Origin of the sequence: uncultured Alcanivorax sp. (assembly GCF_947258575.1) — a bacterium.
Classification (GTDB): Bacteria; Pseudomonadota; Gammaproteobacteria; order Pseudomonadales; family Alcanivoracaceae; genus Alcanivorax.
On sequence record NZ_CAMYIV010000006.1, the window covers coordinates 208,473 to 234,083 of the forward strand.

The following is a 25,611-nucleotide window of genomic DNA, read 5'->3' on the forward strand; positions in this document are numbered from 1 at the left end:
GAACACGGCGTAAAGGAGGCTCGCCATGCAAGCATAGCTCCTACAACTGTTTCTGTAGGCCGGGTTGGTTAATAGTGAACAGTGAATAGTGAATAGTTAATAGCGAAAACATAAAACCTGAAGGTGCTGGCAGGCCTACATTAGAAACGTTCGGCCCGGAGTGGTTCGCGAAGTGAATAACGTCGCTGGCGGCCCAATTTTCCTCAGGTTTGGTTGCTGTGGTTTGCAGGTGGCAATGTCATCCATTGAGTAAGAGACAAGATCAACGTGGCCGCCAGCAGTAGTAGTGACATGGGCTGCTGAAACTCAGGATGTCCGGCCAGGAAAAAACCGCTGTGAATCGCCACCGTCAGTAGTCCCAAGCCAGCCAGGAACTGATGGCAAAGGCGTTGATGGGGGCTGTGTGTGGCGACTTGCAGGAAGGCCAGTAATACCAGGGCGATGATGGGAAGGTTCAGTATCAGGTTGAGTTGGTTGCCGCCGGGTAAGTGGAAGAGGTTCCATTCGTTCCAGTAGGCGGCATCGATCTGATGGGTGAGCAGGACGGTGCTGTTGAGCAGGAAAAGGCTCTGGGGCAGGTCGGGTTTCATGGCATGTCTCCAGTGTCACTGCCATGAAACCCGTTATGGTTGGGTAACGCCATTACCTCTCAGGTAAGGGTTTATTCGCCGTCGCGAAACTGTACCTGCAAGCCTGCCAGGAAATTGCGCAGGATCTGGTCTTTGCATTCCCGGTAATGCTTGTGGCCGGGCTTGCGGAAGAAGGCGCTCAGTTCGTGTTTGCTCATGCGGAAGTTGGCCAGCTCCAGCACAGCCAGCACATCCTCGGCCTGCAGGTTCAGTGCGATTTTCAGCTTCATGAAAATCATGTTGTTGGTCAGGCGGGATTCGGGTTCCGGTTGTGGGCCGGGCTTTTTGCCGCGCAGGGCATTGATCAGGCCGTTGAGAAAAATGGCCAGGGTGCGATCGTTGCACTTCAGGAAGGCCGGATCGTCATCTTTTTTCAGCCAGTCGCTGATCTGTTCCCGGGTCACGGTTTCGCCGGCTTCGGCGAAGACGCCGATCATGCGGTTATCGTCAAAGTCGAAGATATAGCGAGCGCGGCGCAGAACGTCATTATTGAGCATGGAAAACCTGTAGTGAGCGACAAGAGAGGGCGTGGCCGCCATGTTACAGGGAACCGGTAACCGGGACACGCCCCTATTGTGTCGCTTCAGAGGGGCCGGGCTTACGGGCTGAAGATTTTCAGCCCGATAATGCCGGCCAGAATCAGCCCCAGGCACAGCAAACGCGGCGCGTTGACGGCATCCTGGAACAGCACAATCCCCAGCAGCACGGTGCCGATGGTGCCCATGCCGGTCCACACCGCGTAGGTGGTGCCCACGGGCAGGGTCTGCATGGCTTTGGCCAATAGCCAGAAGCTGGCGGCCATGCCGATGACGGTTAACAGGGAAGGAAGCGGGCGGGTGAAGCCGTGGCTGGCTTTCAGCCCCAGTGCCCAGCCGGATTCGAGAATGCCTGCGAGAATAACCAGTACCCATGCCATGAGAAACTCCTGCATGGGGTCGTCCCCTGGCAGGCTTTTCAACAGCCTGCCCGTGGATGCCGTGATCGAGGTCGTCCTCGGGCACCGGATTGGTGATTGTATCAAGCCCTTGGAAGTGGGCAAGGAAGGAAAAGTTCCCCTGAGCGGTCAGTGGGTGGCTACCCGGGCAATCCATTTTTTGGTGGGTGTCTGGAACAGGTGCTGGCTGTGGCTTTGGCATTTCTTCAGCAAGCGCTTTTCCCGCCCGTGAATGGCGTCCAGCGTATGGGTCAGGTCCTTCTTTTTCTCGATGGCGTGGCTGTGTGTCAGCACATGTTCGCGGAGCATGTGCAGGTCGTGGAGTTTGCCCAGGGTCTTGCCCAGGCGCTCCAGGTCCGCATCGTGGCACGGTGTGTGGATGTGCTGATCGGCCAGGGCCTGCTGCTGATAGAGCAGATATTTCACCCACTTGCGCAGGTCATGCCAGGGCTCTGGATCGCTGCCGCCCTGGGCCTTGATGGTGCGATTGCGGCACTGCTTGTAGGTGCGCGCCAGACCACTGACCAGCAACTCATGGTCGCTGATGCTCAGTGCCAGTGACTGCCAATATTGCTGGTCCTGGGCGAAGGCGGTGATGGCTTCCTGATGGTGGAGGGTTTCCGGCTGCGGGTCCGGGTCGCTGAACAGTGTGCTTGCCACCCGGCTCAGGGAGTGTCGCTGAGGTTTGTCAACTTTGCTGGCCAGTTTCTGCAAGGTGGCGGCCATGACGTGGTTGTCCCGGGCGCCGGCCAGCAGCCGGGCGGCACTGCGGATGCCATGATCAAAGGTGCGATGGTCGTCGCGGCTTAGCCAGGGCCGCAGCAGTTGCCACTGTGCACGCAGCCGTTTCACGGCCACCCGGCAGTCATGCACGGCGTTGGCGGGCAGGGGCTGATGCTGCAGATCCGCCAGTGCCTGCTCATTGATGTGGATGGCCTGCTGGCATAGCCGTGCAACCAGCGTGTTCTCGTCCATGGTTCCCTCCGTCCTCCTCCTGAGTCTGTCGGGACATTATGACTACGTCGTGATGTCCTGGGGCAATCTGCGAATTCACTCGTTGTCGCGTTGACGGTTTTCTTCCACCCAGTAGAGCTGCTTGTGCCCCAGGTTTTCATAGTGCTGGCGGGCCTGTTCTGCTGCCTGGCGACTCGGGTAGTCAGCCACTCTCGCCCGGATGCCGTTATCGTCCTGGCGCCAGAGGGTAAAGCGGTGCTCAGTCATCGGCCCACTGGTTGAAGGGCGTGCTGCTCAGCGCGCTGTTGTAATAGCGGGGATCACCGGTGACTTCTTCGCCCAGCCAGTCGGGTTTGTCGAAGGGGGTGTCTTCACTGGGCAGCTCGATTTCAGCGACGATCAGGCCATCGTTATCACCATGAAATACATCAATTTCCCAGCACAGCTCGCCCTGGGGCAGGCGGTAACGGGTCTTGTCGATGACGCCGGCGTTGCACAGCTCATCCAGCATTTGCCGGGCATCTTCCTCAGGCACCGGGTATTCGAATTCACTGCGGGTGGCGCCCACGGTTTTACCCTTGATGGTCAGCCAGCCGGTGGTGCCGGCAATGCGAACGCGTACGGTGACGTTCTTGTCGTGGCTGAGATAGCCCTGAGTCAGTCGCTCGCCGGCCAGTGAATCCACGATGCCTGCGTCCCTGATGAGAAACTTGCGCTCAATTTCCTGTGCCATGGCTGCCGTCCAGTCCCAGTTGATCGAAGGTGATGGCAAAGCCCAGGGTTTCATAGCCGTCGAGAATCTCGGCGGGCAGGTAGAACGCCGGGTCGTCCATCACGAAGTAGTGTGACACGCCGATACCGAAACGGTAGTCCGGCTCCAGTGTCTGTAGCTGCGGGGCCAGGCGCTTGAGCTTGTAGAGCAGTTTCTCGAAATGGTCCCGGTGGCTGGCGGTGTGATCCAGCTGGCTGGACAGGATCCAGCGATTTTCCCGGCGGCGGGCTTCGGGGAAGGCCTCGCTGAAGGTTTCGCCTTCATGCCAGTAGTCGTCGGCACTTTGTCCTAGCAGCAGATCCAGTTGGCGGGGATCATGGTCAAAGCCGAACACCGCAAAATAGACATGGTGTTCCATGGATCACTGTTCCGGTTGCAGGTCGCGGTTACGTTGCAGCTCGTCCACCGGAAAGCCCTTGTTCTCGGCCAGCTGCAGCAAAGCTTGATATTGATCATCCGGCAGTGTTGGGGTGCGTGCCAGAATCCACAGGTATTCCCGGCTCGGTTCGCCGATCACCACGGTCTGGTAGTCCTGATCCAGGGCGATGATCCAGTAATTGCCCTCGGTGATGGTGGGCAACAGCCGGGAGATCCAGCTGTCGAAACGCACCTTGAGTTTGGCGTTGTCGGAGCCGGGGACCACCCGGGCGGTGCCTTCCGCCTCGCTGGGTTCCTTGCCTTCTCGCTGGCAACGGTTCACCACGCGTACGGTGTCGTCCTCATTGAGGGAGTAGCTGGCGGTGGAATTGTAGCAGCCGCGCTGGAACCACTGGGGCAGCCGGGCGATTTCATACCAGGTACCGCTGTAGCGTTCCAGGTCCACCTGGTCGACGGTGGCCAGGGGTTTATCTGCGCCGCAGGCGCTGAGCAGGCCGGCAAGCAGCAGGGCAAAAAATCCCGGTATCAGGCGCATGGAGATTTCCTCTTATTAGGTAGAGTGACAGGCTAGCCTGAATCAAGCCTGACATGAATGGGCATGCTATACTGCCGCGCTGTTCCATGGAGGCAATTTTGTCCGATTCATCCACCAGACTGGAGCTTGTGCAACTGGGCTGCGAGCGCGACGATCGCATGCTGTTCAGTGGCCTGAGCCTGACCGCCCGCGCCGGGGAAATCTGGCAGATTACCGGTGCCAATGGCGCCGGCAAGACCACCCTGTTGCGGATTCTGGTGGGGCTGCATGGTTTCTTCGAGGGCGAGCGCCGCTGGTGGAAGCCCCAGTGGCAGCAGGACCTGCTGTATCTGGGACATCAGCCCGGTGTCCGCGAAGAGCTCAATCCGCTGGAAAACCTGCGCTACGCCTGCGCCCTTAGTGATCAGGCCGGCGACCCCATGGCGGCCCTGGCTGCGGTGGGGTTGCGGGGCTTCGAGGATGTGCCGGCAGCGCATCTGTCCGCGGGGCAGAAACGGCGCGTTGCCCTGGCGCGGTTGTGGCTGGAGCGCAAAGCGGTGTGGGTGCTGGACGAGCCCTACACCGCCATCGATCAGGATGGCGTGGCGCAACTGGACGCGCAGATGCAGCAGGCCGCCGAGGCCGGCTCCCTGGTGATTTATACCTCTCACCACCGGGTTGGCGAGGGGGTGCAGCGTCTGCATCTGGAGAATGGCCGTGCCGAGGTGCTGTCATGAATGCCTTTCGTGCAGCGCTGGGTCGGGAATTGCTGGTGCTGTGGCGTAGCCCGGCGGAGATCATCAATCCGCTGTTTTTCTTCGTCATGGTGATCAGCCTGTTTCCGCTGGCAATCTCTCCGAAACCGGAATTGCTGGCCACAGTGGCACCGGGCGTACTCTGGGTGGCGGCCCTGTTGGCAGTGATGCTGTCGCTGGATGGTCTGTTCCGCCGGGACCAGGAAAGCGGTGTGCTGGACATGCTGCTTACCGCGCCGGTGATGCCGGTGGTGCCGGTGCTGGCCAAATTGCTGGCCCACTGGCTGCTGACCGGTCTGCCGCTGGTGCTGATTTCGCCGCTGTTGGGGCACATGCTGCAGCTGCCGGATGCGGCCCTGGGGACAGTGATGTTGAGCCTGCTGCTGGGCACCCCGGCGCTGACCATAGTCGGTGCCATTGGCGCGGCGCTCACGGTGGGGCTCAACCGAGGTGGTATCCTGCTCGCCGTGCTGGTGCTGCCGCTGTATATCCCGGTGCTGATTTTTGGCGCCGGGGCGGTGAGTGCGGCGGCCGGTGGCGCCAATGTGGATGGCATTCTGGCGATTCTGGGTGCCTTGCTGGCATTAACGATCAGTCTGGGACCGCTGGCGGTGAGCGCCGGTCTCAAAATCAGTTCGGGTAATTAAATGGTTTGGCAAACATTGAAGCGCTGGTACCACATGCTGGGGTCACCGCGTTATTTCTACACCTTCAGCTCCCGGGTATTGCCCTGGCTGGTGCCCATTGCCGTGCTGACACTGGCTGCCGGCCTGGTGTGGGGGCTGGCGTTTGCCCCCAGTGATTACCAACAGGGCAACAGCTACCGGATCATCTTTATCCATGTGCCCGCATCCAGCGGTGCGCTGATGGGCTACATGGCCCTGGGCGTGTCCGGCCTGGTGGCGGTGGTCTGGCGCATGAAGATGGCGGAAGTGATGCTCAAGGCTATCGCCCCCTTCGGTGCGGCGCTGGCGGCCATTTCCCTGGTCACCGGCGCCCTGTGGGGAAAGCCCACCTGGGGCACCTATTGGCAGTGGGATGCGCGCATGACTTCCATGCTGATCCTGCTGTTCATGTATGTGGGGGTGATTGCCCTGCAGGCGGTGATCCGTGATCCTCGCCAGGCCGCTCGTGCCGCTGGCCTGCTGGCCATGGTGGGAGTGATCAATGTGGTGATCGTTAAATATTCCGTGGAATGGGTGCAGACCCTGCATCAGGGTTCCACCCTGAAGATGTTCGGGGAATCCACCATCGATCCGGCCATGAAGTATCCGCTGCTGTTGAGCATGTTGGGGCTGTGGTTGCTGTATGCGGTCAATGTGTTGCTGCGTGCGCGCACCGAAGTCATCTGGCGGGAACGACGCAGCAAGTGGGTGAACAAACTGGTGAAGGAGGACAATCGCTGATGGCTTTTGAAAGCTTTGCCGACTTCCTGGCCATGGGAAAACACGGGTTTTATGTCTGGAGCGCCTATGGAGTCAGCGCGCTTCTGATTATCGCCAACATGGCGTTGGCGATTCGCGCTCAGGGACAGGTGCGTCAACGTCTGGCACGGCAACAGCGCCGTGACACTCTGGGAGATTCTGAACAATGAACGCCGTACGCAAGCAGCGACTGATCCTGGTGATTTCGATTCTGGTGGGCCTGGCCATCGCCTGCGGGCTGATGTTTTACGCCCTGCGCCAGAACATCAATCTGTTCTTCACTCCCCAGCAGGTGATGGCCGGTGAGGCCCCGCTGGATACCCAGATGCGCGTGGGCGGCCTGGTGGAAGAGGGCAGTGTGGTACGCGACCAGCAGACCCTGGACGTGCAGTTCGTGCTCACCGACGGCAAGGGCAGCTTTACCGTGCACTACCAGGGCATCCTGCCGGACCTGTTCCGCGAAGGGCAGGGCATCGTCGCCAATGGCACCCTGATCAGCACCAACCGTTTTGAAGCCGAGGAAGTGCTGGCCAAGCACGATGAAACCTACATGCCACCGGAAGTGCAGGATGCGCTGGAAAAGGCCGGGCATCCGGGGGCGAAGGCAGTTAACAGTGAATAGTTAACAGTGAACAGTTCGCGAGTGGGCCTGGTCCTGCTTTGCAAGATGAGAGGCCGCGCCCATGCCATGGACGCGGCCTCTTTGCTTGTGGCTGAACAGGAGCTGGACCGCGCCGCTGCTAACTGTTCACTATTCACTGTTAACTGAATAAAACCGCTTGCTACCTCTCCCTCTCTGGCCCTACATTCGCGGTTATCGGCGCCACCTCCGGTGCCTCCCTTTTTCAGGGCTTTTCATGAGTCAGGTCATTATTCTGGTCGACGACCCCGCAGACTGGGCCGCCTACTATCCCGCCCGCCATCTGCTCTCTGCCCGGGAGTATTTGCAGGCACAGCAATCGGTCTGTACCGACAAGAAAGTGCAGGTGATCAACCTGTGCCGCAGCTATAAATACCTGAGCCCGGGCTATTACTGCTCCCTGCTGGCGGAAGCCCGTGGGCAGCGGGTGCTGCCATCCGTGCGCACGGTGAATGACCTGAGCCGCAAGGCACTCTACGGCCTGCATTTCGGCCAGTTCGAGGCGGCGCTGGACAAGGCCATGAAGCGCAAGGGCAGTGGCAGTGATCACTTCTCGCTGATGCTGTACTTCGGCCATACCACCCAGGAAGGCCTGGCCGATCTGGGTCGGCAGATTTTCGATCAGTTGCCTTGCCCGTTGTTGAAGGTGGATTTTCGTCGCCGTGAGCAGTGGACCATCGAAGCGTTGAAACCGCTGGCCCTGAAGCAGCTGAAAGGCGCGGAAGAAGATGCCTTTGCCCAGTCTCTGGAGCAGTTCAATGCTCGTGTCTGGCGCAACCCGCGCCGTCGCCGCAGCGATCGCTACGAGCTGGCCATGCTGGTCAATGAGGAAGAGGTGCTGCCGCCCAGTGACAAGGCGGCGCTGAAACGGTTTATCCGTGCCGGTCGCCAGCTGGGTATTCGCGTGGACCAGATTGGTCGTGATGCCTATACCCGCCTGGGAGAATACGACGGCCTGTTTATCCGCGAGACCACGGCGCTGGATCACCATACCTATCAATTCGCCCGCAAGGCGGAGCAGGAGGGCATGGTGGTGATGGATGACCCGGGCTCGATCCTGCGCTGCACCAACAAGATCTACCTGGCGGAGTTGATGCAGGCCAATGGGGTGCCGGTGCCACCCACCGCCTTTGTGTTCAGCGATGACGACGAGCAGATCGACCGGCTGATCGAAGAACTGAAACTGCCCATGGTGCTGAAGATTCCCGACGGCAGTTTTTCCCGTGGTATCAGCAAGGTGAAGACCCGCGAAGAGCTGGCCGCCAGCCTGCGTGATTATCTGAAGCAGTCGTCGGTGGTACTGGCCCAGGCCTTCATGTACACGGATTACGACTGGCGCATCGGCGTGCTCAACAACCGGCCGCTGTTTGCCTGCCAGTACTTCATGAGCAAGGGGCATTGGCAGATCTATCACCACCAGAGCGGCGGCAAGACCGAATCCGGCAACAGCCGCACCCTGCCGGTACAGGAAGTGCCGCCCAAGGTGCTGAAGGCTGCGCTCAAGGCCGCCAAGCTGATGGGTAATGGCCTCTATGGCGTGGACCTGAAACAGTCCGGTGATCAGGTGGTGGTGATCGAGGTGAACGACAACCCGAACATCGATGCCGGGGTGGAAGACGCCTGGCTGGGTGAGGACCTCTACCGTCAGGTGATGCTGGAGTTCCTGCGCCGCATGGAAGCCAAGCGCATCGGCCTGCCGGTGTGACCCAGCCCTTTCCGTAGGAGCGTCGCTGGCGGCACGATTCGGGTATTGGCGAGGAGTAATGTAGGAGCACCTCTTGAGGTGCGAACCTCGCGTAGCGAGGCAACAGAAATCCAGGTTGTCCGAGATTCTTTCTGGAACCTGTCGAGACCTGATATTCCTGATCGCCCTCCGGGCGATTTCCGCGCAAGCGCGGTTCGCACCTCAAGAGGTGCTCCTACAGGGGCCGCTATTGAACGGCTTGGCTCATTTCTCGCAACACCCTGGCGTTGCCTTTCGCCACCTCGTCAGGTCTGATCGAAGAAAAGCACAAGGGACTCTGCATGCAACTTCTCGGTTTATTGCGTCGCGAGCTGCGCAGCGAATGTCGCCAGTGGGTGGATGACGGCGATATCAGTGAAGACCAGGGCAACCGGATCCTGGCTCGCTACGGCACCCGTCTGGACGACGATTCGGACAGCTCACTGGCCTACAAGGTGCTGGTGACCGTGGCCTTGTTATTTGTCGGCATGGCTATCCTGTTACTGGTGTCGGCCAACTGGGAGGCGATTCCCCGGGCGGTGCGAATGCTGGGACTGATTGCCACCACCGTGGCGTTGAACGGGGTGGGGATCTATCAATACCTGCAGCGCCGTGAAGGCATTGGCTGGCTGTTTCTCGGCAGCATCAGCTACGGTGCTTCCATCATGCTGATCGCGCAGATCTATCACCTGGGCGAACACTTTCCCGACGGTCTGTTTTATTGGGCGCTGGGCGTGGCGCCCATGGCCTGGCTGGTACGCAGCCGGGTGATCGCCTTGCTGATGCTGGCGGTGGCCATGCTCTGGCTGTTCGCCGAAGGGCAGTTTGCGCCGCCCTGGGCCATGGCACTGTTTATGGCGGTGGGGCTGACCGTGGCGGTGCAGGCCCGGTCCGCCGGGCTGATGCTGGTGCTGGCGGCGGTGGGGGTGAGCTGGCTGAATCTGTTGCTGGGCTGGGCCTATGGCTACCCCCGTGGCCCGGATTTCGAGGCCGGTCATCTGACCCTGAATCTGGGCCTGCTGGCCTTGCTCTATGCGCTGGTGTGCTGGCTGGGCAGTCGTAGCGCATTGCACTGGCAACGTGCCGGCAGTCTGATCGGACTATGGACCCTGCGGGGCTATCTGCTGCTGTTGCTACCGTTCACTTTCAGCGCATTTTCCGAAGGCTACCTGCATGAACAGGCCGGTTTGACGGACCCGGGGTTGTGGCTGGGGCTGCTGGCCGCCTTGCTGGCGTCATCACTGTTGGTGTTCCGGCGGCTGGGGCAGACTGGTGGGCGGTTGCTGGTAATGCTGTTGCCGTTTGCCATGCTGGGCATTCATGGCCTGTTGAGCCGCGATGACGCCGCTTTGTTTGCGGTGGCGGTCAACCTGCTGGCGTTGCTGTCGGCCATTGTGCTGATTCAGGAGGGTTTGCGGCGAGGCCTCAGCCAGTTCTTCTACAGCGGCATTGCCCTGGTACTGGTGCTGGCGGTGATGCGCTATCTGGACCTGTTCGGTGATTACCTGGGCGCGGCGGCCATGTTCCTGGTGGCGGCGGCGGTGCTTTACGGCGCGGCGCGCTATTGGCGTCGCCAGCAACGCCTTGCGGGGCAGGCATCCGGGGAGGGGCAGGCATGAAGCAGCGCACTCTAGGTCTGGCCTTGCTGGCCGCACTTACCCTGCAGGTGGCGATTCTCGCCGGGGTATTCGTCAATGGTTTCTACCCGCTATGGCTGGGCAAGGAAATTCGCCTGGAAACCCGCCCGGTGGACCCGCGGGATCTGTTCCGCGGCAACTATGCCCGCCTGGGCTATGACTTCAGCACCCTGCCCACGGCGGGCTTTCGCCCCGGCGATGAGATCTACCTGCCGCTGGAACAGGACGGCGAGCTTTGGCGCGGCCAGACTCCCGCTCACCAGCCCCCGGAGCAGGGCATCTACCTGCGCGGCAGAGTCACCGGCTCGCCCTGGGGCGGCACCAGCCGGGTGACGTTCGGTATCGAAGCCTTGTTCGCCCCAAAGGAACAGGCACTGCAACTGGAGCGGGAATTACGCGATGGCGCTGTGGCGGTGGTGAAGGTGGCACCGAATGGGCGGGCGGCGTTGGTAGAGGTGGAGACGGAGGCAGTTAACAGTGAATAGTGAACAGTTAACAGCGCGCGTGGCTGGGTGGGTGTGACCTGGAATGTGAGAGGCCGCGTCCATGGTATGGGCGCGGCCTCATTGATTGTTAATGGCGACAGGCTTGAGCGCGTCGCTATTAACTGTTCACTGTTAACTATTCACTGCCTCATTCACCCCATCACTTTCTGAATAAACCCGGACTCCTTCTCAATGCTCTTGGCAAAGGGTTCCAGGGCGTGCATGCGCTCGGTGTGGGCGGCCAGGTTGGGGTATTTGCTCGGGTCGATGCTTTCGCCGCCATGTTTGAAGTTGACCAGCTGGCTGGCCAGGCTGATGTCGGCCACGCTCATGCTGTCGCCGACCAGGAATTCCCGGCCTTCCAGTTCCTTGTCCAGGTAGGCGAACAGGGGCGGAATGGTGTTTGTCAGGGCGTGCTGTACCTTCTCTTCATCGCATTCCTTGCCGATCAGGCGCATGACCACTCGGTTGCGGAACACCGCGAAGGTACAGCGCATGGCCAGGTCATAATCCACGTAACGCTGGAACCAGATGGCCCGGCCCAGTTCGAGGGGATCGGTGGGGTAGAGGGCCGGTTCCGGGTAGACCTTTTCCAGGTAGGCGCAGATGGCGGCGGAATCCGCCAGGTACTGGCCGTCCACTTCCAGGGCCGGAATGCGCTTCATGGGGCTGATTTTCTCGTAGCCTTCCGGCGGGTTGTTGGGGTCGATATGTACGGCCTCATAGTCCACACCTTTCAGTGCCAGGACCACACGGGTCTTGCGAACGAAGGGCGACAGGGCGGCTCCGTACAGTTTGATGGTCATGCGTCTCTCCCGGTAAATGGTTGTTTTTTCAACAGCATGGCGAAAGTTTCGCCGCTATAGCGCGCTAATATCAGAGCAGCACAGGTTTTTCGGGTCAATGACGGACCAAGCCAAAATTTTTCCTTGACGCTGGCCGATCAGATACCTATTCTACGCGCCGCTTTGACGTACCACGTCAAGCCCGGGTCCCCTTCGTCTAGTGGCCCAGGACACCGCCCTTTCACGGCGGTAACAGGGGTTCGACTCCCCTAGGGGACGCCACTAATTCGCTGGTAGTTAGCTGGCAAAAAGTTAAGCGGGAATAGCTCAGTTGGTAGAGCACGACCTTGCCAAGGTCGGGGTCGCGAGTTCGAATCTCGTTTCCCGCTCCAAATCAGAAGGGACCCTTTCGGGTCCCTTCGTCGTTTCCGGCCTGTTTATTTGCTTTCACCCTGACCGTTCGTACACTAGAGGTTGACTGAAAGCGAAGAGACTATGGCCCGCCTACACCCCCGATTGCTGGAAGCCCTTAACCTGTTGCCGAAGGACAAGCCTGTCCATCTGCTGACGCGTCATTCCGTGCGTGAGCTGGCCAAGAACGGCTTTGCCGATTATCGGCTGCCGCTGACCCCGGAAGGGATCGAGATGGCCCGTGAGTGGGGTACGCAACTGGCGCGGCCGGTGGAGGCGTTTTATTCCAGCCCGGTGGGGCGTTGCGTGAATACCGCCATCGCCATGGCGGAAGGGGCCCGCAAGGCCGGACTGATAGCGGATATCCCCGAGGTGACCACAGATACCACCCTGGTGGAGCCCGGGTGCTATGTGGAAGACCTGAATCAGGTGGGGCCTACCTTCCTGAAAATGGGTGCCTTCCGGTTTCTCAATCGGCACCTTCAAGAGCCGTTTGAGGGAATGCTGTCACCGGCGGAAGGCCGCTCCAAGCTGGCGGCTTACCTCAAGGCCCGTGAACCAGCCAGTGGCCATCTCAATGTTCACGTCACCCATGACACTATCCTGGCGGTGCTGGTGGCCGAGCTGCATGGCCGTCGACGTATCAGCGAAGAAGACTGGCCCTGGATGATGGAAGGGCTGTGGGTGTGGTTCAGCGGCGGGCAGATGCACTGGGTCTGGCGCGGTGAACATGGCCACCGGGTTCTGGATCACTGATCCCTCTCTTCATCATCCATTCGACTATTTTGGCGAGGTGATCCTTGTCTGCTCTGACGATTCGTAATCTGACCAAGACCTATGCCAATGGCGTGTATGCGCTCAAGGGCATTGATCTGCAAGTGGAGAAGGGCGATTTCTTTGCCCTGCTGGGCCCCAACGGGGCAGGCAAGTCCACCACCATTGGTGTGATCAGTTCCCTGGTGAACAAGACCGCGGGGGAGGTGAGCATCTTTGGCCATTCCCTGGATACCCAGCGTGCCCTGGCCAAGATGAAAATTGGTGTGGTGCCCCAGGAATTCAACTTCAACCAGTTTGAAAAGGTGTTCGACATTGTCGTCACTCAGGCGGGTTTCTATGGCATCCCTGTGCCCCTGGCACGGGAGCGGGCGGAAAAATACCTGCGCCAGCTGGGCCTGTGGGAAAAGCGCGACAAGCAGTCGCGGACTCTGTCCGGTGGCATGAAGCGTCGGCTGATGATTGCCCGGGCGCTGGTGCATGAGCCTGAGCTGTTGATTCTCGATGAGCCCACCGCCGGGGTGGATATCGAACTGCGCCGTTCCATGTGGGATTTTCTCACCCGTATCAACGGCGAGGGCAAGACGATCATTCTCACCACGCACTATCTGGAAGAAGCGGAATCCCTGTGTCGCCACATTGCCATCATTGATCACGGCATCATTGTGGAAAATACCGACATGAAATCCCTGCTGGAAAAATTGCAGGTGGAAACCTTCATTCTGGATCTGGCGCGGCCGGTCACCGAGGTGCCGGTACTGGAAGGGTTCGAGGTGTGGTTGAAAGATTCCCGTACGCTGGAAGTGGCCGTGCCGAAATCACAAAGCCTGAATACATTGTTTGTGGCGCTGGCGGAACAGCACTTTGAAGTGATGAGTATGCGTAACAAGGCCAACCGGCTGGAGGAGTTGTTTGTGCGATTGGTAGAGCAGAATCTGCCCGGGGAGCAGGCATCATGAGTGCACGCGAACAGTGGGTGGCCTTTCTCACCATCGTTACCAAGGAAATTCGTCGTTTTACCCGCATCTGGCCGCAGACACTGCTGCCACCGGCGATCACCATGACCCTGTACTTCGTGATCTTCGGTAATCTTATCGGTAGTCGTATCGGTGAGATGGGTGGCTTTAACTACATGCAGTACATTGTGCCCGGCCTGATCATGATGAGCGTGATACAGAACAGCTACGGCAATGTGGTCAGCTCGTTCTTTTCCACCAAGTTCCAGCACTCCATTGAAGAGATGCTGGTGTCGCCCATGCCGGCGCATGTGATTCTCAACGGCTTTATTGTTGGCGGTATGGTGCGCGGCATGCTGGTGGGGTTGATCGTCAGTCTGCTCAGTCTGTTTTTCACCCAGCTGTCCATGCAGCATCTGCTGATCACCATCACCGTGGTGATACTGACTGCGGCCCTGTTTGCCCTGGGAGGATTTATCAATGCCATCTTTGCCAACAAGTTTGATGACATTTCCATTGTACCTACCTTCATTCTGACGCCGCTGACCTACCTGGGCGGGGTGTTCTATTCCATCGACCTGTTGCCGGAATTCTGGCGAATGGTGAGCCTGGCCAATCCCATCGTTTATATGGTTAACGCCTTCCGATACGGCGTGCTGGGTGTCAGTGATGTGAATGTCTATGCCTCGCTGGGAGCGATCCTGGCATTTGTGGTGGCGTTCTATCTGTTGGCGCTGTGGTTATTGCAGCGTGGTACGGGTATTCGCCATTGAGCATTCGGATTATGATTAAGGTTCAAGCCAAGGACGGAAGTACCAAGAGGTTGCCATGAGCTACTTGAAGGAAACACCGCTGGGACGATCCAGCGATTACGTGGATGAATATACGCCCTCGCTGCTGTGTCCTGTGCCGCGCTGGGATGCCCGGGAATCCCTGGAGCTGGAAGAGCTGGGTGATGAAGATACCAGCCTGCCATTCCACGGCACCGATATCTGGAATGCCTACGAGCTGTCCTGGCTCAATGAAAAGGGCAAGCCGATAGTGGCCCTGTGTGAGCTGCGCATTCCCTGCTCCACCCCCAACATCGTGGAATCCAAATCGCTGAAGCTGTATCTGAATTCCTTTGCCAACACCCGTTTTGAAAGCCGGGATCAGGTGCGCGCGGCGATTGAAAAGGATGTGGCGCAAACGGTGGGTGGCAACATGGAAGTGTTGCTGTATTCCCTGGAAGAATCCGCCGGCTTTCCGGTTTGGGAAGATCGCGGCCAGTGCGTGGACAACATCGATATCGGTTTCGAGCACTATGAATACCGGCCCGACCTGCTGCTGTGTGATCAGGGTGCCGAACAGACCGGCCAGCTCTATTCCCACCTGTTGCGTAGCCACTGCCCGGTGACCAACCAGCCGGACTGGGCCACGGTAGTGGTGCGCTACACCGGCCGCGCCATCAGCCCGGCCAGTTTTTTGCGTTACGTGGTGTCCCTGCGTAATCATCAGGGCTTCCATGAACAGATCATCGAGCAGATTTTCGTGGATCTGATGCGCCAGTGTTCACCCCGCCACCTGACCGTGTACGGGCGCTTCACCCGTCGTGGTGGCATCGATATCAACCCGTTCCGCTCGAACAGTGAGCAGCCGTTACCGAACCGACGCACCATCCGTCAGTAACAACATCACCAAGCCAACATCGTTATCAAGGAGCGAACAATGTCCGATCTGGAACAGACCCAGGGTGAACCCAAACAGGAAGAACGCAGCCTGGGCCTTGCCTGCCACTTGCTGGCACTGGCGGGCCTGGTGGTGCCATTCGGCAATATATTGGGGCCACTGATCATGTGGCTGGTAAAGAAAGATCAAAGCAGCTTTGTGGATGATCAGGGCAAGGAAGCATTGAACTTCAACATCACCATCTCCATTGCCGGCTTTATCGCCTTCCTGTTGATGTTCGTGGTCATTGGCGGTCTTCTGCTACCGATCATCGGCATCTTCTGGTTGGTGATGACCATCATCGCTGCGGTGAAAGCCAATGGCGGTGAGCGCTATCGTTATCCGCTGACCATTCGGTTGATTAAATAGCAGTTGAAAGTTAAAAGTTGAAAGTTCAAACGAGGTCCTGTGTTTCAGGCTGCACGAACTTCTGGAGGCCGCGTCCATGGTATGGGCGCGGCCTCTTTGATTTTCAATGTAGAAGCGTTTCGGGGCGTTTCAACTTTGAACTTTTAACTTTCAACTGATTTACCCCGGCCCCAACGGCCAGCCAAACCCGATCCACACCCCCAGCAATACCGACCACCCCAACAACAACGTCAGGCTATAGGGCAGCATCAGGGCGATCAGGGTGCCGATGCCGGTGTCTGGCTGGTAGCGGCGGGCGAAGCCCAGTACCAGTACGAAATAGGGCATCAGCGGGGTGATGATGTTGGTGCTGGAATCGCCCACCCGGTAGGCCGCCTGGGTGGCTTCCGGAGAGATGCCCAGCAGCATCAGCATGGGAACGAAGATGGGTGCCAGGATGGACCATTTGGCCGAGGCACTGCCGATCAACAGATTGATCAGGGTGGTGAGCAGCAGGAACAGCAGTAACAGCACCACGTCGGGCAGTGTCAGGCTGCCCAGCCAGGCGGCGCCCTCGATGGCCAGCAGCAAGCCCAGCTGGCTGTAGTTGAACCAGGCCACGAACTGGGCGGCGAAGAACATCAGCACCAGGTAACCGGCCATGGAGGCCATGGTGGTTTCCATGGCGGTGATGATATCACCGGCATTGCGGAACTGGCCGCTGACCCGCCCGTACACCGCGCCACAGATTCCGGCGATCAGCGCCACGATCACCACCAGTCCATGAATAAACGGCGAGCCCAACACGCCGCCGGTGTCCTGGTGACGCAGGGGCGCACCGTCCGGAACCACCAGCAAGGCGATAGCCGCCAGCATGAACAGCAGTGTGACCAGCGTCCATGTCATGGCGCGGGCATGGCTGGTCGGTACCTCGGGGGAGGTGGACTGGTAAGCCGGCCGGTTGGCCAATCTGGGCTCGGTGATGCGTTGAGTCACCAGAGTCACCAGCGCGGTGACCAAAAAGGTAGAGACAATAATGAACCAGTAATTCCCGGTGGCATCCACGGTGCGGCTCGGGTCCACAATACGGGCCGCTTCCGTGGACAGGCCGGCCAGGGTGGCATCCACCGGGCCCACCAGCAGGTTGGCGCTGAAGCCGCCGGATACCGCCGCAAAGGCGGTGGCAATGCCGGCGATGGGGGAACGGCCGGCGAGCTGAAACACCAGTCCGGCCAACGGGATCAGCACCACATAGCCGGCATCCACGGTAAGGCTGGAGAGGACGCCGGCAAAGGCTACCGTGATCACCAGGGTGCGCCCGGAGGCCCGGCGTACCAGACTGGCCAGACTCACCGACAACAGCCCTGACTGCTCCGCCACACCCAGGCCCAGCATGGCCACCAGCACAATGCCCAGTGGCGCAAACCCGGTGAAGTTGCCCACCAGCGAGGTGAACAGATAGCGGATGCCGTCCCCGTCCACCAGCGAGCGCACCGTCACCGTCTCGTCGCTGAGTGGATGCAGGGTAGAAAGCTCCAGCGCTCCCAGTACTGCGGTCAGGGGAAGCAGCAACAGGCACAGCCAGACAAACAGCATGGTGGGGTGGGGCAGTTTGTTGCCCAGAATTTCCAGTCGGCCCAGCCAGCCGGTGGTGTTGGTCATGGTGTGCCCCCTAGTTGCAATCGGATTACTTTAGCGAGGAGCAGGTAGCAGGAACAAGGGTGATCGAGAGGAGTGTTTCGTAGGAGCTATGCTTGCATGGCGAACCTTCCACCCCCCCCTTCGCCATGCAAGCATGGCTCCTACGGAAGGCATATTCGTCGTTAGCGATTTTGCGGGGAAATATCGCCATAGCGATGTGAGGGTTAACTCCCTCATGGCGCCCACAAAAAAGCCCCGCATTGCGGGGCTTTTTTAAATTTGGCGGTGGGGGAGGGATTCGAACCCTATTTTGGCGTTCCTCATTGTGTCGCTATTCGCACCAAAGCCCCTCAATCACTGGCCCGCCATGCAGTCCCAAGCCACTATAAACCGCTATCCTTAGCTTTGTTTTCGACACTTTGTCGACTTCGTTTGTTACCTGCATTAGTCTAATTCCTGCTTGGTCAGATCGATCAAGCCGACATTTCTCTGGTTTGAGGATGTCGTTTCCGTGAGCGAGATGCTTCGGATTGCTGGTGATCAGATGAACTGTCTATCCAGCCAATCTCACTAAACCTCTCGCTTATGGAGCTAAAATGCCCTCTAGAACCACCCAGACCCTCTCTGGCACCCACCAAGCCCTTAAGAACACTTCATTCGAAATCACCGTAGCCTCGTGGCTTATGAACGATGGTTGGCAGGTCTTCCAGCCACTGCTCGATCATGGCCACCAGACAGATATCCTGATTTCAGACGGCCCCAATTTTTACCGAATCCAGGTCAAAACTGTTGAAGCCTCTGGTGGAGATCACAAGGTTCCCTGCCAGTGGAGTAACAACATCGACTGTGTCGTGTACTTCGCCAGAAACTCCAACTGGGGCTATGTCGCCCCTGCGTTTGAATCTAGGTGCCGCCGCCTTAACCACCCAGAGCACGTGCGCTTTGACCAGGATAAGAAGTCATTCCTGAAGGCTTTTCATAAATTGCCAGTCAAATCATAGCGTGAACACGGTTCACATTATTGTCTAATGTGATACGGTTCACAGCGTTGCATATGCGCACCCGTGCTCATATACAACACCTGACTGCGTCCAAACCTTGCGAGGCCATCCCTTGGCCTCGCTTTTTTGGCCGCCTGTCCGGTTCAAATAACATCATATTGATAGCCCCCTCACGCTTCCGGTTATACTGTCCATATAGACAGTATTCATATCGGAGTCACCCCCATGAAAGCGGAATATCTCGGCAAAGCGGGAGAGTACCCCCTGCTTGAACTGCCCCTGTTCGTCTCCACCATCAGCGCCGGCTTTCCCTCACCGGCACAGGACCACATAGAGCAGCGCCTGGACCTCAACACCCTATGCATCGAGCACCCCAATGCCACCTTCTTTGCCAGGGCCACCGGGGATTCCATGATTGATTCTGGCATCTACCCGGGGGATATCCTCGTTGTCGATCGCGCCATCGAGGCCAGTCACGGCGATATTGTCATCGCTGCACTGGATGGCGATTTCACCGTCAAAGAGCTCTGTCTGCACCCCCAGCCCTGCCTCAAGCCCCACAACAAGGATTACCAGGCTATCCCACTGAGCGACGAAACCCAGCTGGACGTCTTCGGCGTCGTCACCTACGCCATCCACAAGACCTATCGGAAATAGCCCCATGCTCGCCCTTGTGGACTGCAACAACTTCTACGCCTCCTGCGAGACCCTGTTTCGCCCGGACTTGCGTGGCCGGCCCGTGGTGGTCCTCTCCAACAATGACGGCTGTGTCGTTGCCCGCTCTGCTGAAGCCAAGCGCCTGGGCATCAAAATGGGTGTGCCCGCCTTCGAGATCAAAAAGGAGATCCGCCGCTATGGCATCGTGGTGTTCTCATCGAACTACGCGCTTTACGCCGATATGTCCGCCCGCGTCATGGATACCCTGGAACAACTGGCCCCAGAAGTAGAGGTCTACTCCATCGATGAAGCCTTCCTAGGGCTCGATGGCATCCCCGAACACCAGCTAGCTCCCTTAGGCTTTCAGATACGCCACACCATCAGCCGCCACCAGGGCCTAATGGTCTGTGTCGGCATCGCCCCCACCAAAACCCTTGCCAAGCTGGCAAACCACGGCGCCAAGCACTGGCCAGCTACCGGGGGAGTCGTTGCTCTCACGGAACGCAAACGCCAACGCAAGCTAATGAGCCTGCTACCGGTAAACGAAGTCTGGGGAGTAGGAGGACGCCTTACCAAACGCCTGAATGCCCTGGGCATCCATACCGCACTGGATCTTGCTGACACCAGCCAGAAAGCCATACACCGGGAATTCAACGTAGTACTGGCCCGCACCGTGAGGGAGCTCAACGGTGAGCCCTGCATCCCCCTGGAACTGGCCCCACCCCCGAAGAAGCAAATAGTCTGTTCTCGCTCCTTCGGTGAGCGCGTCACCGACAAAACCACCATGCAACACGCCATCACCACCCATGCATGGCGAGCCGCCGAAAAGCTCCGCGCCCAGCACATGGGCACAAAGCAACTGAGCATCTTTATCCGCACCAGCCCCTTTACACCAGGCGAACCCCAATACTCGAACATCGCCACCGGCAGATTCACCGCCCCCACGGCAGACGCCCGCGACCTGGTCGCCATGGCACGCAAACTACTGGATGAAATCTGGCGAGATAACTACCGCTACGCCAAGGCTGGCGTAATGCTCGGTGATATCTGTGACCCCACCTTTCATCAACCAAGCCTGTTTGATCGCCCTGTGAGTCCACAAAGGGCAAAAGTTATGGCAACCTGTGACAGGATCAATCAACTCGGGATCGGGAAGGTCTGGTTAGCTGCACAAGGTGTTGAGTCACATAAGCCTGGATGGTTTATGAGCCGAAAAATGCTCTCGCCATCGTACACAACCTCTTGGCGCAACTTGCTTTCCGTCAAATGATATATTGTAAATTCTAATAGTTGCACGTCACCCATGGCTCCTTAGATATTGAAGACAGGATGAAAAATGAGTCTCGAGAATCAAGTCTCCACTGCAAAGCAAGAAATCGTCAAAGATGGTTTGGATATGTCTCTTGGCGAAATTATGCGGATCTATGAGCGCGACGAGCTAATCATTAATCCCGCATATCAAAGATTGTTTCGGTGGGATGACAGTAAAAAAACTAAATTTATAGAGTCGTTAATATTAGGGATTCCTGTTCCCCCAATATTCGTATTTACTGACGAAAAGGGTCGCTGGGAGCTTATTGACGGCCTCCAACGACTATCGACTGTTTTTGAGTATGCAGGAATCCTAAAAAATGCCAATGGAGACGTCGTTGAAAATTTTTTACCGTCAGGAACCCAGCTCCTTCCTGACCTTGATGGAAAAAAATGGTACGCCGTCGACGATGATGACAATGACGCTCTTCCTATTCCAATCAGGCTTGATGTTGAGAGAGCAAGGTTAAGAGTTGAGATTCTTAAAAGAGAAAGTGATCAGCGCGCAAAATATGAACTATTTCAGAGGCTCAATACGGGTGGTGCAAAATTGTCACCTCAGGAAGTACGAAATTGCGTCATGGTTATGCTTAATGCATCCCTCTATGAAAAACTAGAAAAGGCAAGTGAGGACGCAAACTTTATATCAACCACAACACTAACCCGTAGGGCAATATCAGAACAAAGACCCTTGGAGCTATTGGTGAGATTTATCGCCTATAGATATAAAGAGTATAGGCAATCATATGATATACATGATTGGCTTGATGAAGCGGTAATTGATATCTCAACGGACAAAGATTTTGACATAGATTCAGAAATCGATATTTTTCACAGAACCTTTAATATTCTTAATGAGGCTGCTGGCGATTGTTCTTTCAAAAAATTTAATGGCAGCGCATTCGAAAGAGGATTCCTGATATCTGCTTATGAAGCAATATCAATAGGTGTTTCTAGGAATATTCAAAATCTGGAGAATGGCCAGCCTGGAGATTTGCTAGAAAAAATTAAGAAAATGTGGGCGGATGAGCGCTTCACCAATCATGCTCAAGCTGGCGTAAGAGGCACAACTCGCTTAGCAAATTTATTGCCAATTGCTCATGAATGGTTTGAGTAGATGCCAAGAATAAGAACAATTAGCCGTTTTCTACATTTGATGGACGAGGAGTCCGCATGGAGAAAGCACGAACTGATGCAGCTTCGTTTGAAAATAATTTCTGCTGAGCCCGCATTTCGTGAAGTATTAATCCGGGCAGGCATCGCGCTTAATTATGCGCACTGGGAAGGGTTCATTAAAACATCAACAGAACTATTGCTGAGCTTTATATCTGGCGCAAAAGAAAAAAACTCTACTCTATCCACTCGTTTCATAGTTCATTCTGTTAAAAGCGAGATTGAATCTGTTATTAATTCAAAGAACCCGGATCATGTTACGGAATCGTTAGATTCAATTATTGCATGCTTTGAAAAAGCATCGAATATACGTACCAGCAACTATGTTGATACAGAATCAAACTTAAGCTCCAAGGTGTTTGATCGTATAGCTAGATCTGTAGGCGTCGACACTTTGGCATATTCACATCTATACCCATTCATTGATGAAACCATATTGGCAAACAGACATAAAATTGCCCATGGGGAAAAAACCAATATGAGCACGGAAGATTATCAACGAATTTCTGATAGAGTCATGGATCTGATGTATCAGTATAAATCTGACATTGAGAACATTGCGGCGACAAAAAGTTATCTAAGAAAGGATAAAATCACAATACTGTAGTATAGAAATTCGGTTTTTCGTCTCTGAAATTTTCATTAAAAATAATAAAATATTATATGTATATAATTTTATGAACGATCAAAATTAATTCTTTTGCCAAACCATCGCTCTGCGGCGATCTTCGTTAATTCTATTCCCCGCTGCGTCCTTGCAATTTTGCATCAGCGATTTCGTATTCTGGGCTGACCTGCCCAGCTTCTGGAGCAATGTTGCCGCTGATAAGCCATAACTGAAATTCAGGAAACATCCCCTGGAGCACTTCAAGCTCTTCCGTGCTCATCCTGATGTTCTTATAGCGAACACTTTGCCATCTGCTGTAGCCGATCTCGCTCTCTTTAACCAAGCGATCCATCCCCGCCTTATCTATAAGCGATCTAGCGCGCTGCTGGATTGATTCCATATTCGTCTAATAAACCCGAGTGAAATAGTTGAACTGAAACAATTTCACTCGTATGGTTCTGCCATCGAGTTCAATTATTTCACTGAAATAAATCCACAAACCAATTTAACAAACATAGTGGAACAAAGCCGATGGTAGCGGAACTACAAGAATCAATCACCTCTCACCCGGACTGGCCACCCGTCATGCCCTGGCGTGAATTTGCTGACTGGTGCCGTGCTGAGCCCGGTGTCGTTCAAGGCTGGATCGAACGGGGCTACCTGCCCACCGTGAAATTCGGCAAACACCGCATGGTGAATGTGGCCGCTCTCATCGACCACCTGAAGGAAGGGGAGCTGTAGCCATGCATCCACTCAAGGACCTGTCCCAGCGCTACCCGCGCCTTGCCGAGATCCTGGACCAACTGTCCGCCGCCAAAGGAATGGACCGTCACGAGCACTACGTGAAGGCCTGCGGCTTCCTAGAAGGCCTTTGCGCCGCCGGCGTGTTCTCTCAGTCCGAGCTGTCCGCCCTGAATGTTGCCCTGTGCAACGTTCTCCTCGGCCTGGTTGTAGAGGGGGCTTAACCATGAGCGCCCAGCATCTCCAAAGCCTCGATCTGTTCCAGGGCAACTATCAGGACCCCGCCGTCCCTAAATGGCGCGCGGACCTGCAAGAAATGCTGGGCGATGCCTTCCACATGCGCCATTACCCGGACCTCTTCCCCCACGACTACGCCGCAGATATGTGCGCCAGCCTGGCAAAGCGTCTCTGGGAAGCCAACGCCATGAGCTACCAGGACTACGCCCGCTACTGCCGCTTTGCCAGCAAGATGCTGGGCACTGACCTCCGCCAGCGGCATATACGCATTGCCTACAAACTGGCCCTGGACGTCGGCCCCACCTTGCCCGAAGGGCATAACAGCCCGCAGGAAAGCGCCGCTAAGAACCCCAACGTCTCCCGGGCGGAACCTCGCCCCCGGCGCCCCGTTGCCCCCGCAACGCCCAAGCCCACCGCGTCCCAACGGTTCCTTCACCGTTTCGGCGCGGGTGACACCCTGCGAGCCACCACACCCCAGCCCCGTGCCATGAACAACCCACACCCCCAAGCCCGTCAGCACCTGTTGCTGGAGCTACAGGGTGACCTGCTCGCAGACAGCGCTACCAACACCACGACCACCGGGAACGCCCATGGAACAAGAGAAAATCAGCCTGCTGCTCATGCTGCTACTGGCCCTGCTTGTCACCCAGCAGCCCCCCAAACCGCTACCCAGCACACGGGAGGTGGCCAGCAATGAACGCTACTACCGCCAAGCTTATCTTTCGCCGTATAGCCAAACGCAGCTACAGCACCTGCGGCCTGTACCGAGTGCGCGAACTGCGCCCCGGACTGTTCGTTTCTGAACGCACCTGGCTGCCCTCCGAGAAGCCCGCCCACCTGTATGCCAAGGCGTGGTGCTTCGTTGGCTTCGCTGACACCGAAGCCAAAGCCAAAACCCTCTGCGAGCAGACAGAAACCCTGCTCCAGAAGAAAGCACCCAGTTTCCAACGCAGTACCCACACCCAAACGGGCCTGAACGCCCAACACGACCTGCTAACCACCCACAAAGGTAACTAACCATGCAATTCGAAATCCCTACAACTCTACTCGGCTGCCGTCTCGTTAACGTCGATGGCAACAAATACTGCTCCGTCTACACCGGCCAGATTCCGGAAGGCGACAACGCCAACAACTTCCGGGGCTATGAAGTCACCAAGCTCAGCGCCGACCCGGTGGTGTTCGACCAACTGGCCGACCTGAAAAGCCCCACCGAACGCCGCCTGCTGGCCGTGCTCAAGATGGCTGCCGGCGGCAAGTCCCAGCCCTACATCGTTGGCGTGGTCCCGGAAACGAAGACCGCTACCAGCACCAGCAAGCCCGACAACAAGTAAGGAGCCCTGAGCCATGACGGAGAAGCCTAAGGATCGCTATTTCTTCTTTCTTTTCCTCTTCTCCGTGGTGGGTATTCCGTTGCTCATCATTCTGGGCTTGTCGCTGCCATGCCTTCTGCAGATGGCCTCCATCGCAGTGTGATGCGCGGCTTGAGTGAACACAGAGAAACGACGGGTATTCATCCATGAACCAGATTGCGTGTACGGAAGGAGAGTGGCAGCAGGCCCCAGATGGTGCCGCCCTCTGTACCGGCACGCTCCAGATAGTGAGCCCGAGCGGTCCCTTTGGACTACCCGAGCTGACTTACGAGGACGCGAACTTAATCCTCGGCGCCGTGCTGCTGCTGTACGCCACGGTGTGGGGCGCAAAGAAACTCTTTGGCCTCGTTCGCTAGCAACACCAATGCAAGCAACTCAACCAAAACGCAACACCAAAACCAACTGGAGAAACACCATGAAAAACGCAATGAAAGCCCGTCTGGAGGCTATCCAGATGCAATCCCGCCGCCTGTACCTGGCTGGCGGCACCGCAATGGCACTGGCAGCCACTGGCCCCGCCAATGCCGCCATCGACGTCTCCGGCGTTACCAGCGAAATCGGGGCTCAGACCTCCAATGTGGAACTGATCGCCGTGGCCGTACTGAGTGTGTTGGCCGTCCTCGCAGGTGTGACCTACCTGCGCCGGACTATCCGCTAACCCACCCGCAACAGAAGGGGCCTTCGGGCCCCTTTTTTATCAAGGGGATTCGAGGTGAATAATGGAAACGGACTTTGGCCCATGGCTTTACTTAATCGTCTCTCTGGGGGCGTTCTACTTGTTATTTTCTTGAGCGCCAACACCGCAGTAGCGAGAACGATCGAGGATGTACAAAACACCCCGGGAACGTACTGCACCCTTCCCTCCGGGTGTGAAGCATCAAGCTCCGATTCCCGCTACGACACCCAACAGGATTTTGTAGACGGCTGGTGTGGTAGTGACTTCAACCCGCCTTCCAATTCCACTGCCCACTCATGCTCAACGGTAACGGTCGATAATAAATACTACGCAGTCGGCCGATGGTGCCGCTCTGTTCACACAGCATCCGG

General features: G+C 57.2%; 36 protein-coding genes and 2 tRNA genes. 27 read left to right on the plus strand and 11 right to left on the minus strand.

The window, feature by feature from the left end:
* Window positions 1–203 precede the first annotated feature (203 nt).
* The 8 genes from Q0Y02_RS07530 to Q0Y02_RS07565 all read right to left on the minus strand — a co-directional run bounded on the left by Q0Y02_RS07530 (window position 204) and on the right by Q0Y02_RS07565 (window position 4,202).
* The gene (locus Q0Y02_RS07530; protein ID WP_297766649.1) at window positions 204–590 is read right to left on the minus strand and encodes a DUF6713 family protein; all 387 of its coding nucleotides are present in this window, start codon (window positions 588–590) and stop codon (window positions 204–206) included.
* Window positions 591–661: 71 nt separating this feature from the next.
* On the minus strand, window positions 662–1,126 hold the full coding sequence (locus Q0Y02_RS07535; protein WP_297766650.1) for a DUF1456 family protein: 465 nt from the start codon (window positions 1,124–1,126) through the stop codon (window positions 662–664).
* A gap of 101 nt (window positions 1,127–1,227) precedes the next feature.
* On the minus strand, window positions 1,228–1,545 hold the full coding sequence (locus Q0Y02_RS07540; RefSeq protein ID WP_297766652.1) for a multidrug efflux SMR transporter: 318 nt from the start codon (window positions 1,543–1,545) through the stop codon (window positions 1,228–1,230).
* Window positions 1,546–1,692: 147 nt separating this feature from the next.
* On the minus strand, window positions 1,693–2,538 hold the full coding sequence (locus tag Q0Y02_RS07545; RefSeq protein WP_297766653.1) for a CHAD domain-containing protein: 846 nt from the start codon (window positions 2,536–2,538) through the stop codon (window positions 1,693–1,695).
* A gap of 75 nt (window positions 2,539–2,613) precedes the next feature.
* On the minus strand, window positions 2,614–2,784 hold the full coding sequence (locus Q0Y02_RS07550; RefSeq protein ID WP_297766654.1) for a hypothetical protein: 171 nt from the start codon (window positions 2,782–2,784) through the stop codon (window positions 2,614–2,616).
* Complete coding sequence (locus Q0Y02_RS07555; protein WP_297766655.1) at window positions 2,777–3,250, minus strand: CYTH domain-containing protein; 474 nt, start codon at window positions 3,248–3,250, stop codon at window positions 2,777–2,779. Before Q0Y02_RS07555 ends, Q0Y02_RS07550 begins: the two co-directional genes overlap by 8 nt.
* Window positions 3,234–3,647: a DUF4279 domain-containing protein gene (locus tag Q0Y02_RS07560; protein ID WP_297766657.1), complete on the minus strand. Its 414-nt coding sequence runs from the start codon at window positions 3,645–3,647 to the stop codon at window positions 3,234–3,236. Before Q0Y02_RS07560 ends, Q0Y02_RS07555 begins: the two co-directional genes overlap by 17 nt.
* 3 nt (window positions 3,648–3,650) lie before the next feature.
* Window positions 3,651–4,202, minus strand: a complete 552-nt coding sequence (locus Q0Y02_RS07565) for a lipocalin family protein (RefSeq protein WP_297766658.1) — start codon at window positions 4,200–4,202, stop codon at window positions 3,651–3,653.
* A 158-nt stretch (window positions 4,203–4,360) separates the two neighbouring features.
* On the opposite strand from Q0Y02_RS07565, the gene ccmA reads away from it, so the two are divergent.
* The 8 genes from ccmA (at window position 4,361) to Q0Y02_RS07605 (ending at window position 10,845) form a co-directional block, all read left to right on the plus strand.
* Window positions 4,361–4,918 carry a cytochrome c biogenesis heme-transporting ATPase CcmA gene (ccmA, locus tag Q0Y02_RS07570; RefSeq protein WP_297766722.1) on the plus strand — a complete coding sequence of 186 codons (558 nt, stop codon included), beginning with the start codon at window positions 4,361–4,363 and terminating at the stop codon, window positions 4,916–4,918.
* Complete coding sequence (ccmB, locus tag Q0Y02_RS07575) at window positions 4,915–5,583, plus strand: heme exporter protein CcmB (protein WP_035246779.1); 669 nt, start codon at window positions 4,915–4,917, stop codon at window positions 5,581–5,583. Before ccmA ends, ccmB begins: the two co-directional genes overlap by 4 nt.
* Window positions 5,584–6,342 carry a heme ABC transporter permease CcmC gene (gene ccmC / locus Q0Y02_RS07580; protein ID WP_297766661.1) on the plus strand — a complete coding sequence of 253 codons (759 nt, stop codon included), beginning with the start codon at window positions 5,584–5,586 and terminating at the stop codon, window positions 6,340–6,342.
* Complete coding sequence (gene ccmD / locus Q0Y02_RS07585; protein WP_035246784.1) at window positions 6,342–6,530, plus strand: heme exporter protein CcmD; 189 nt, start codon at window positions 6,342–6,344, stop codon at window positions 6,528–6,530. Before ccmC ends, ccmD begins: the two co-directional genes overlap by 1 nt.
* Window positions 6,527–6,982 carry a cytochrome c maturation protein CcmE gene (gene ccmE, locus Q0Y02_RS07590; RefSeq protein ID WP_297766664.1) on the plus strand — a complete coding sequence of 152 codons (456 nt, stop codon included), beginning with the start codon at window positions 6,527–6,529 and terminating at the stop codon, window positions 6,980–6,982. Before ccmD ends, ccmE begins: the two co-directional genes overlap by 4 nt.
* A 235-nt stretch (window positions 6,983–7,217) precedes the next feature.
* Window positions 7,218–8,705, plus strand: a complete 1,488-nt coding sequence (locus tag Q0Y02_RS07595; RefSeq protein WP_297766666.1) for a RimK family protein — start codon at window positions 7,218–7,220, stop codon at window positions 8,703–8,705.
* Between the two features lie 320 nt (window positions 8,706–9,025).
* Window positions 9,026–10,342 carry a DUF2157 domain-containing protein gene (locus tag Q0Y02_RS07600; RefSeq protein ID WP_297766668.1) on the plus strand — a complete coding sequence of 439 codons (1,317 nt, stop codon included), beginning with the start codon at window positions 9,026–9,028 and terminating at the stop codon, window positions 10,340–10,342.
* Window positions 10,339–10,845 carry a GDYXXLXY domain-containing protein gene (locus Q0Y02_RS07605; RefSeq protein WP_297766670.1) on the plus strand — a complete coding sequence of 169 codons (507 nt, stop codon included), beginning with the start codon at window positions 10,339–10,341 and terminating at the stop codon, window positions 10,843–10,845. Before Q0Y02_RS07600 ends, Q0Y02_RS07605 begins: the two co-directional genes overlap by 4 nt.
* A 152-nt stretch (window positions 10,846–10,997) precedes the next feature.
* Here the strand turns inward: Q0Y02_RS07605 and Q0Y02_RS07610 are convergent, their stop codons facing one another.
* Complete coding sequence (locus Q0Y02_RS07610; RefSeq protein WP_297766672.1) at window positions 10,998–11,651, minus strand: glutathione S-transferase family protein; 654 nt, start codon at window positions 11,649–11,651, stop codon at window positions 10,998–11,000.
* Window positions 11,652–11,836: 185 nt separating this feature from the next.
* Here Q0Y02_RS07610 and Q0Y02_RS07615 point away from each other — a divergent pair.
* The 7 genes from Q0Y02_RS07615 (at window position 11,837) to Q0Y02_RS07645 (ending at window position 15,847) form a co-directional block, all read left to right on the plus strand.
* A tRNA-Glu gene (locus Q0Y02_RS07615) sits at window positions 11,837–11,912 on the plus strand.
* A 34-nt stretch (window positions 11,913–11,946) separates the two neighbouring features.
* Window positions 11,947–12,022, plus strand: a tRNA-Gly gene (locus tag Q0Y02_RS07620).
* A gap of 103 nt (window positions 12,023–12,125) precedes the next feature.
* Window positions 12,126–12,797, plus strand: a complete 672-nt coding sequence (locus tag Q0Y02_RS07625; RefSeq protein WP_297766674.1) for a histidine phosphatase family protein — start codon at window positions 12,126–12,128, stop codon at window positions 12,795–12,797.
* A gap of 44 nt (window positions 12,798–12,841) precedes the next feature.
* Window positions 12,842–13,774, plus strand: a complete 933-nt coding sequence (locus Q0Y02_RS07630; RefSeq protein ID WP_297766676.1) for an ABC transporter ATP-binding protein — start codon at window positions 12,842–12,844, stop codon at window positions 13,772–13,774.
* Complete coding sequence (locus Q0Y02_RS07635; RefSeq protein ID WP_297766677.1) at window positions 13,771–14,544, plus strand: ABC transporter permease; 774 nt, start codon at window positions 13,771–13,773, stop codon at window positions 14,542–14,544. The genes Q0Y02_RS07630 and Q0Y02_RS07635 overlap by 4 nt, the downstream gene beginning before the upstream one ends.
* 55 nt (window positions 14,545–14,599) lie before the next feature.
* Window positions 14,600–15,439, plus strand: a complete 840-nt coding sequence (gene queF / locus Q0Y02_RS07640; protein ID WP_297766679.1) for an NADPH-dependent 7-cyano-7-deazaguanine reductase QueF — start codon at window positions 14,600–14,602, stop codon at window positions 15,437–15,439.
* A 39-nt stretch (window positions 15,440–15,478) separates the two neighbouring features.
* Window positions 15,479–15,847, plus strand: coding sequence for a DUF4870 domain-containing protein (locus Q0Y02_RS07645; protein ID WP_297766681.1), 369 nt, complete (start codon window positions 15,479–15,481; stop codon window positions 15,845–15,847).
* 159 nt (window positions 15,848–16,006) lie between these two features.
* Here the strand turns inward: Q0Y02_RS07645 and Q0Y02_RS07650 are convergent, their stop codons facing one another.
* Window positions 16,007–17,488 (minus strand): AbgT family transporter, encoded by a 1,482-nt coding sequence (locus tag Q0Y02_RS07650; protein WP_297766683.1) that lies wholly within the window; start codon window positions 17,486–17,488, stop codon window positions 16,007–16,009.
* A 575-nt stretch (window positions 17,489–18,063) separates the two neighbouring features.
* Between Q0Y02_RS07650 and Q0Y02_RS07655 the strand changes: the two genes are divergently transcribed.
* From Q0Y02_RS07655 to Q0Y02_RS07675, 5 genes are all read left to right on the plus strand, one after another.
* Window positions 18,064–18,468: a hypothetical protein gene (locus Q0Y02_RS07655; RefSeq protein ID WP_297766685.1), complete on the plus strand. Its 405-nt coding sequence runs from the start codon at window positions 18,064–18,066 to the stop codon at window positions 18,466–18,468.
* A gap of 225 nt (window positions 18,469–18,693) precedes the next feature.
* Entirely contained in the window at window positions 18,694–19,125 is a 432-nt protein-coding gene (umuD, locus tag Q0Y02_RS07660) for a translesion error-prone DNA polymerase V autoproteolytic subunit (RefSeq protein WP_297766687.1), read from the plus strand.
* A gap of 4 nt (window positions 19,126–19,129) precedes the next feature.
* Window positions 19,130–20,395, plus strand: a complete 1,266-nt coding sequence (gene umuC, locus Q0Y02_RS07665) for a translesion error-prone DNA polymerase V subunit UmuC (protein ID WP_297766689.1) — start codon at window positions 19,130–19,132, stop codon at window positions 20,393–20,395.
* A 66-nt stretch (window positions 20,396–20,461) separates the two neighbouring features.
* Complete coding sequence (locus Q0Y02_RS07670) at window positions 20,462–21,553, plus strand: DUF262 domain-containing protein (RefSeq protein ID WP_297766691.1); 1,092 nt, start codon at window positions 20,462–20,464, stop codon at window positions 21,551–21,553.
* A 39-nt stretch (window positions 21,554–21,592) separates the two neighbouring features.
* Window positions 21,593–22,216, plus strand: coding sequence for an MAE_28990/MAE_18760 family HEPN-like nuclease (locus Q0Y02_RS07675; protein WP_297766724.1), 624 nt, complete (start codon window positions 21,593–21,595; stop codon window positions 22,214–22,216).
* A gap of 130 nt (window positions 22,217–22,346) precedes the next feature.
* Here the strand turns inward: Q0Y02_RS07675 and Q0Y02_RS07680 are convergent, their stop codons facing one another.
* Entirely contained in the window at window positions 22,347–22,616 is a 270-nt protein-coding gene (locus tag Q0Y02_RS07680) for a hypothetical protein (RefSeq protein WP_297766692.1), read from the minus strand.
* Between the two features lie 131 nt (window positions 22,617–22,747).
* Here Q0Y02_RS07680 and Q0Y02_RS07685 point away from each other — a divergent pair, with 131 nt between their 5' ends.
* The 7 genes from Q0Y02_RS07685 (at window position 22,748) to Q0Y02_RS07715 (ending at window position 25,222) form a co-directional block, all read left to right on the plus strand.
* A complete protein-coding gene (locus Q0Y02_RS07685; RefSeq protein ID WP_297766694.1) occupies window positions 22,748–22,957 on the plus strand; it encodes a hypothetical protein in 210 nt (69 codons plus the stop codon).
* A gap of 2 nt (window positions 22,958–22,959) precedes the next feature.
* Window positions 22,960–23,181 carry a hypothetical protein gene (locus Q0Y02_RS07690; RefSeq protein WP_297766696.1) on the plus strand — a complete coding sequence of 74 codons (222 nt, stop codon included), beginning with the start codon at window positions 22,960–22,962 and terminating at the stop codon, window positions 23,179–23,181.
* A 2-nt stretch (window positions 23,182–23,183) separates the two neighbouring features.
* Window positions 23,184–23,891, plus strand: a complete 708-nt coding sequence (locus Q0Y02_RS07695) for a hypothetical protein (RefSeq protein ID WP_297766698.1) — start codon at window positions 23,184–23,186, stop codon at window positions 23,889–23,891.
* Window positions 23,888–24,211, plus strand: coding sequence for a hypothetical protein (locus Q0Y02_RS07700; protein WP_297766700.1), 324 nt, complete (start codon window positions 23,888–23,890; stop codon window positions 24,209–24,211). The genes Q0Y02_RS07695 and Q0Y02_RS07700 overlap by 4 nt, the downstream gene beginning before the upstream one ends.
* 2 nt (window positions 24,212–24,213) lie before the next feature.
* Window positions 24,214–24,525, plus strand: a complete 312-nt coding sequence (locus Q0Y02_RS07705) for a hypothetical protein (RefSeq protein ID WP_297766702.1) — start codon at window positions 24,214–24,216, stop codon at window positions 24,523–24,525.
* Between the two features lie 13 nt (window positions 24,526–24,538).
* Complete coding sequence (locus tag Q0Y02_RS07710) at window positions 24,539–24,667, plus strand: hypothetical protein (RefSeq protein ID WP_297766703.1); 129 nt, start codon at window positions 24,539–24,541, stop codon at window positions 24,665–24,667.
* Window positions 24,668–24,979: 312 nt separating this feature from the next.
* Window positions 24,980–25,222 (plus strand): major capsid protein, encoded by a 243-nt coding sequence (locus tag Q0Y02_RS07715; protein ID WP_297766704.1) that lies wholly within the window; start codon window positions 24,980–24,982, stop codon window positions 25,220–25,222.
* Window positions 25,223–25,611: the final 389 nt, after the last annotated feature.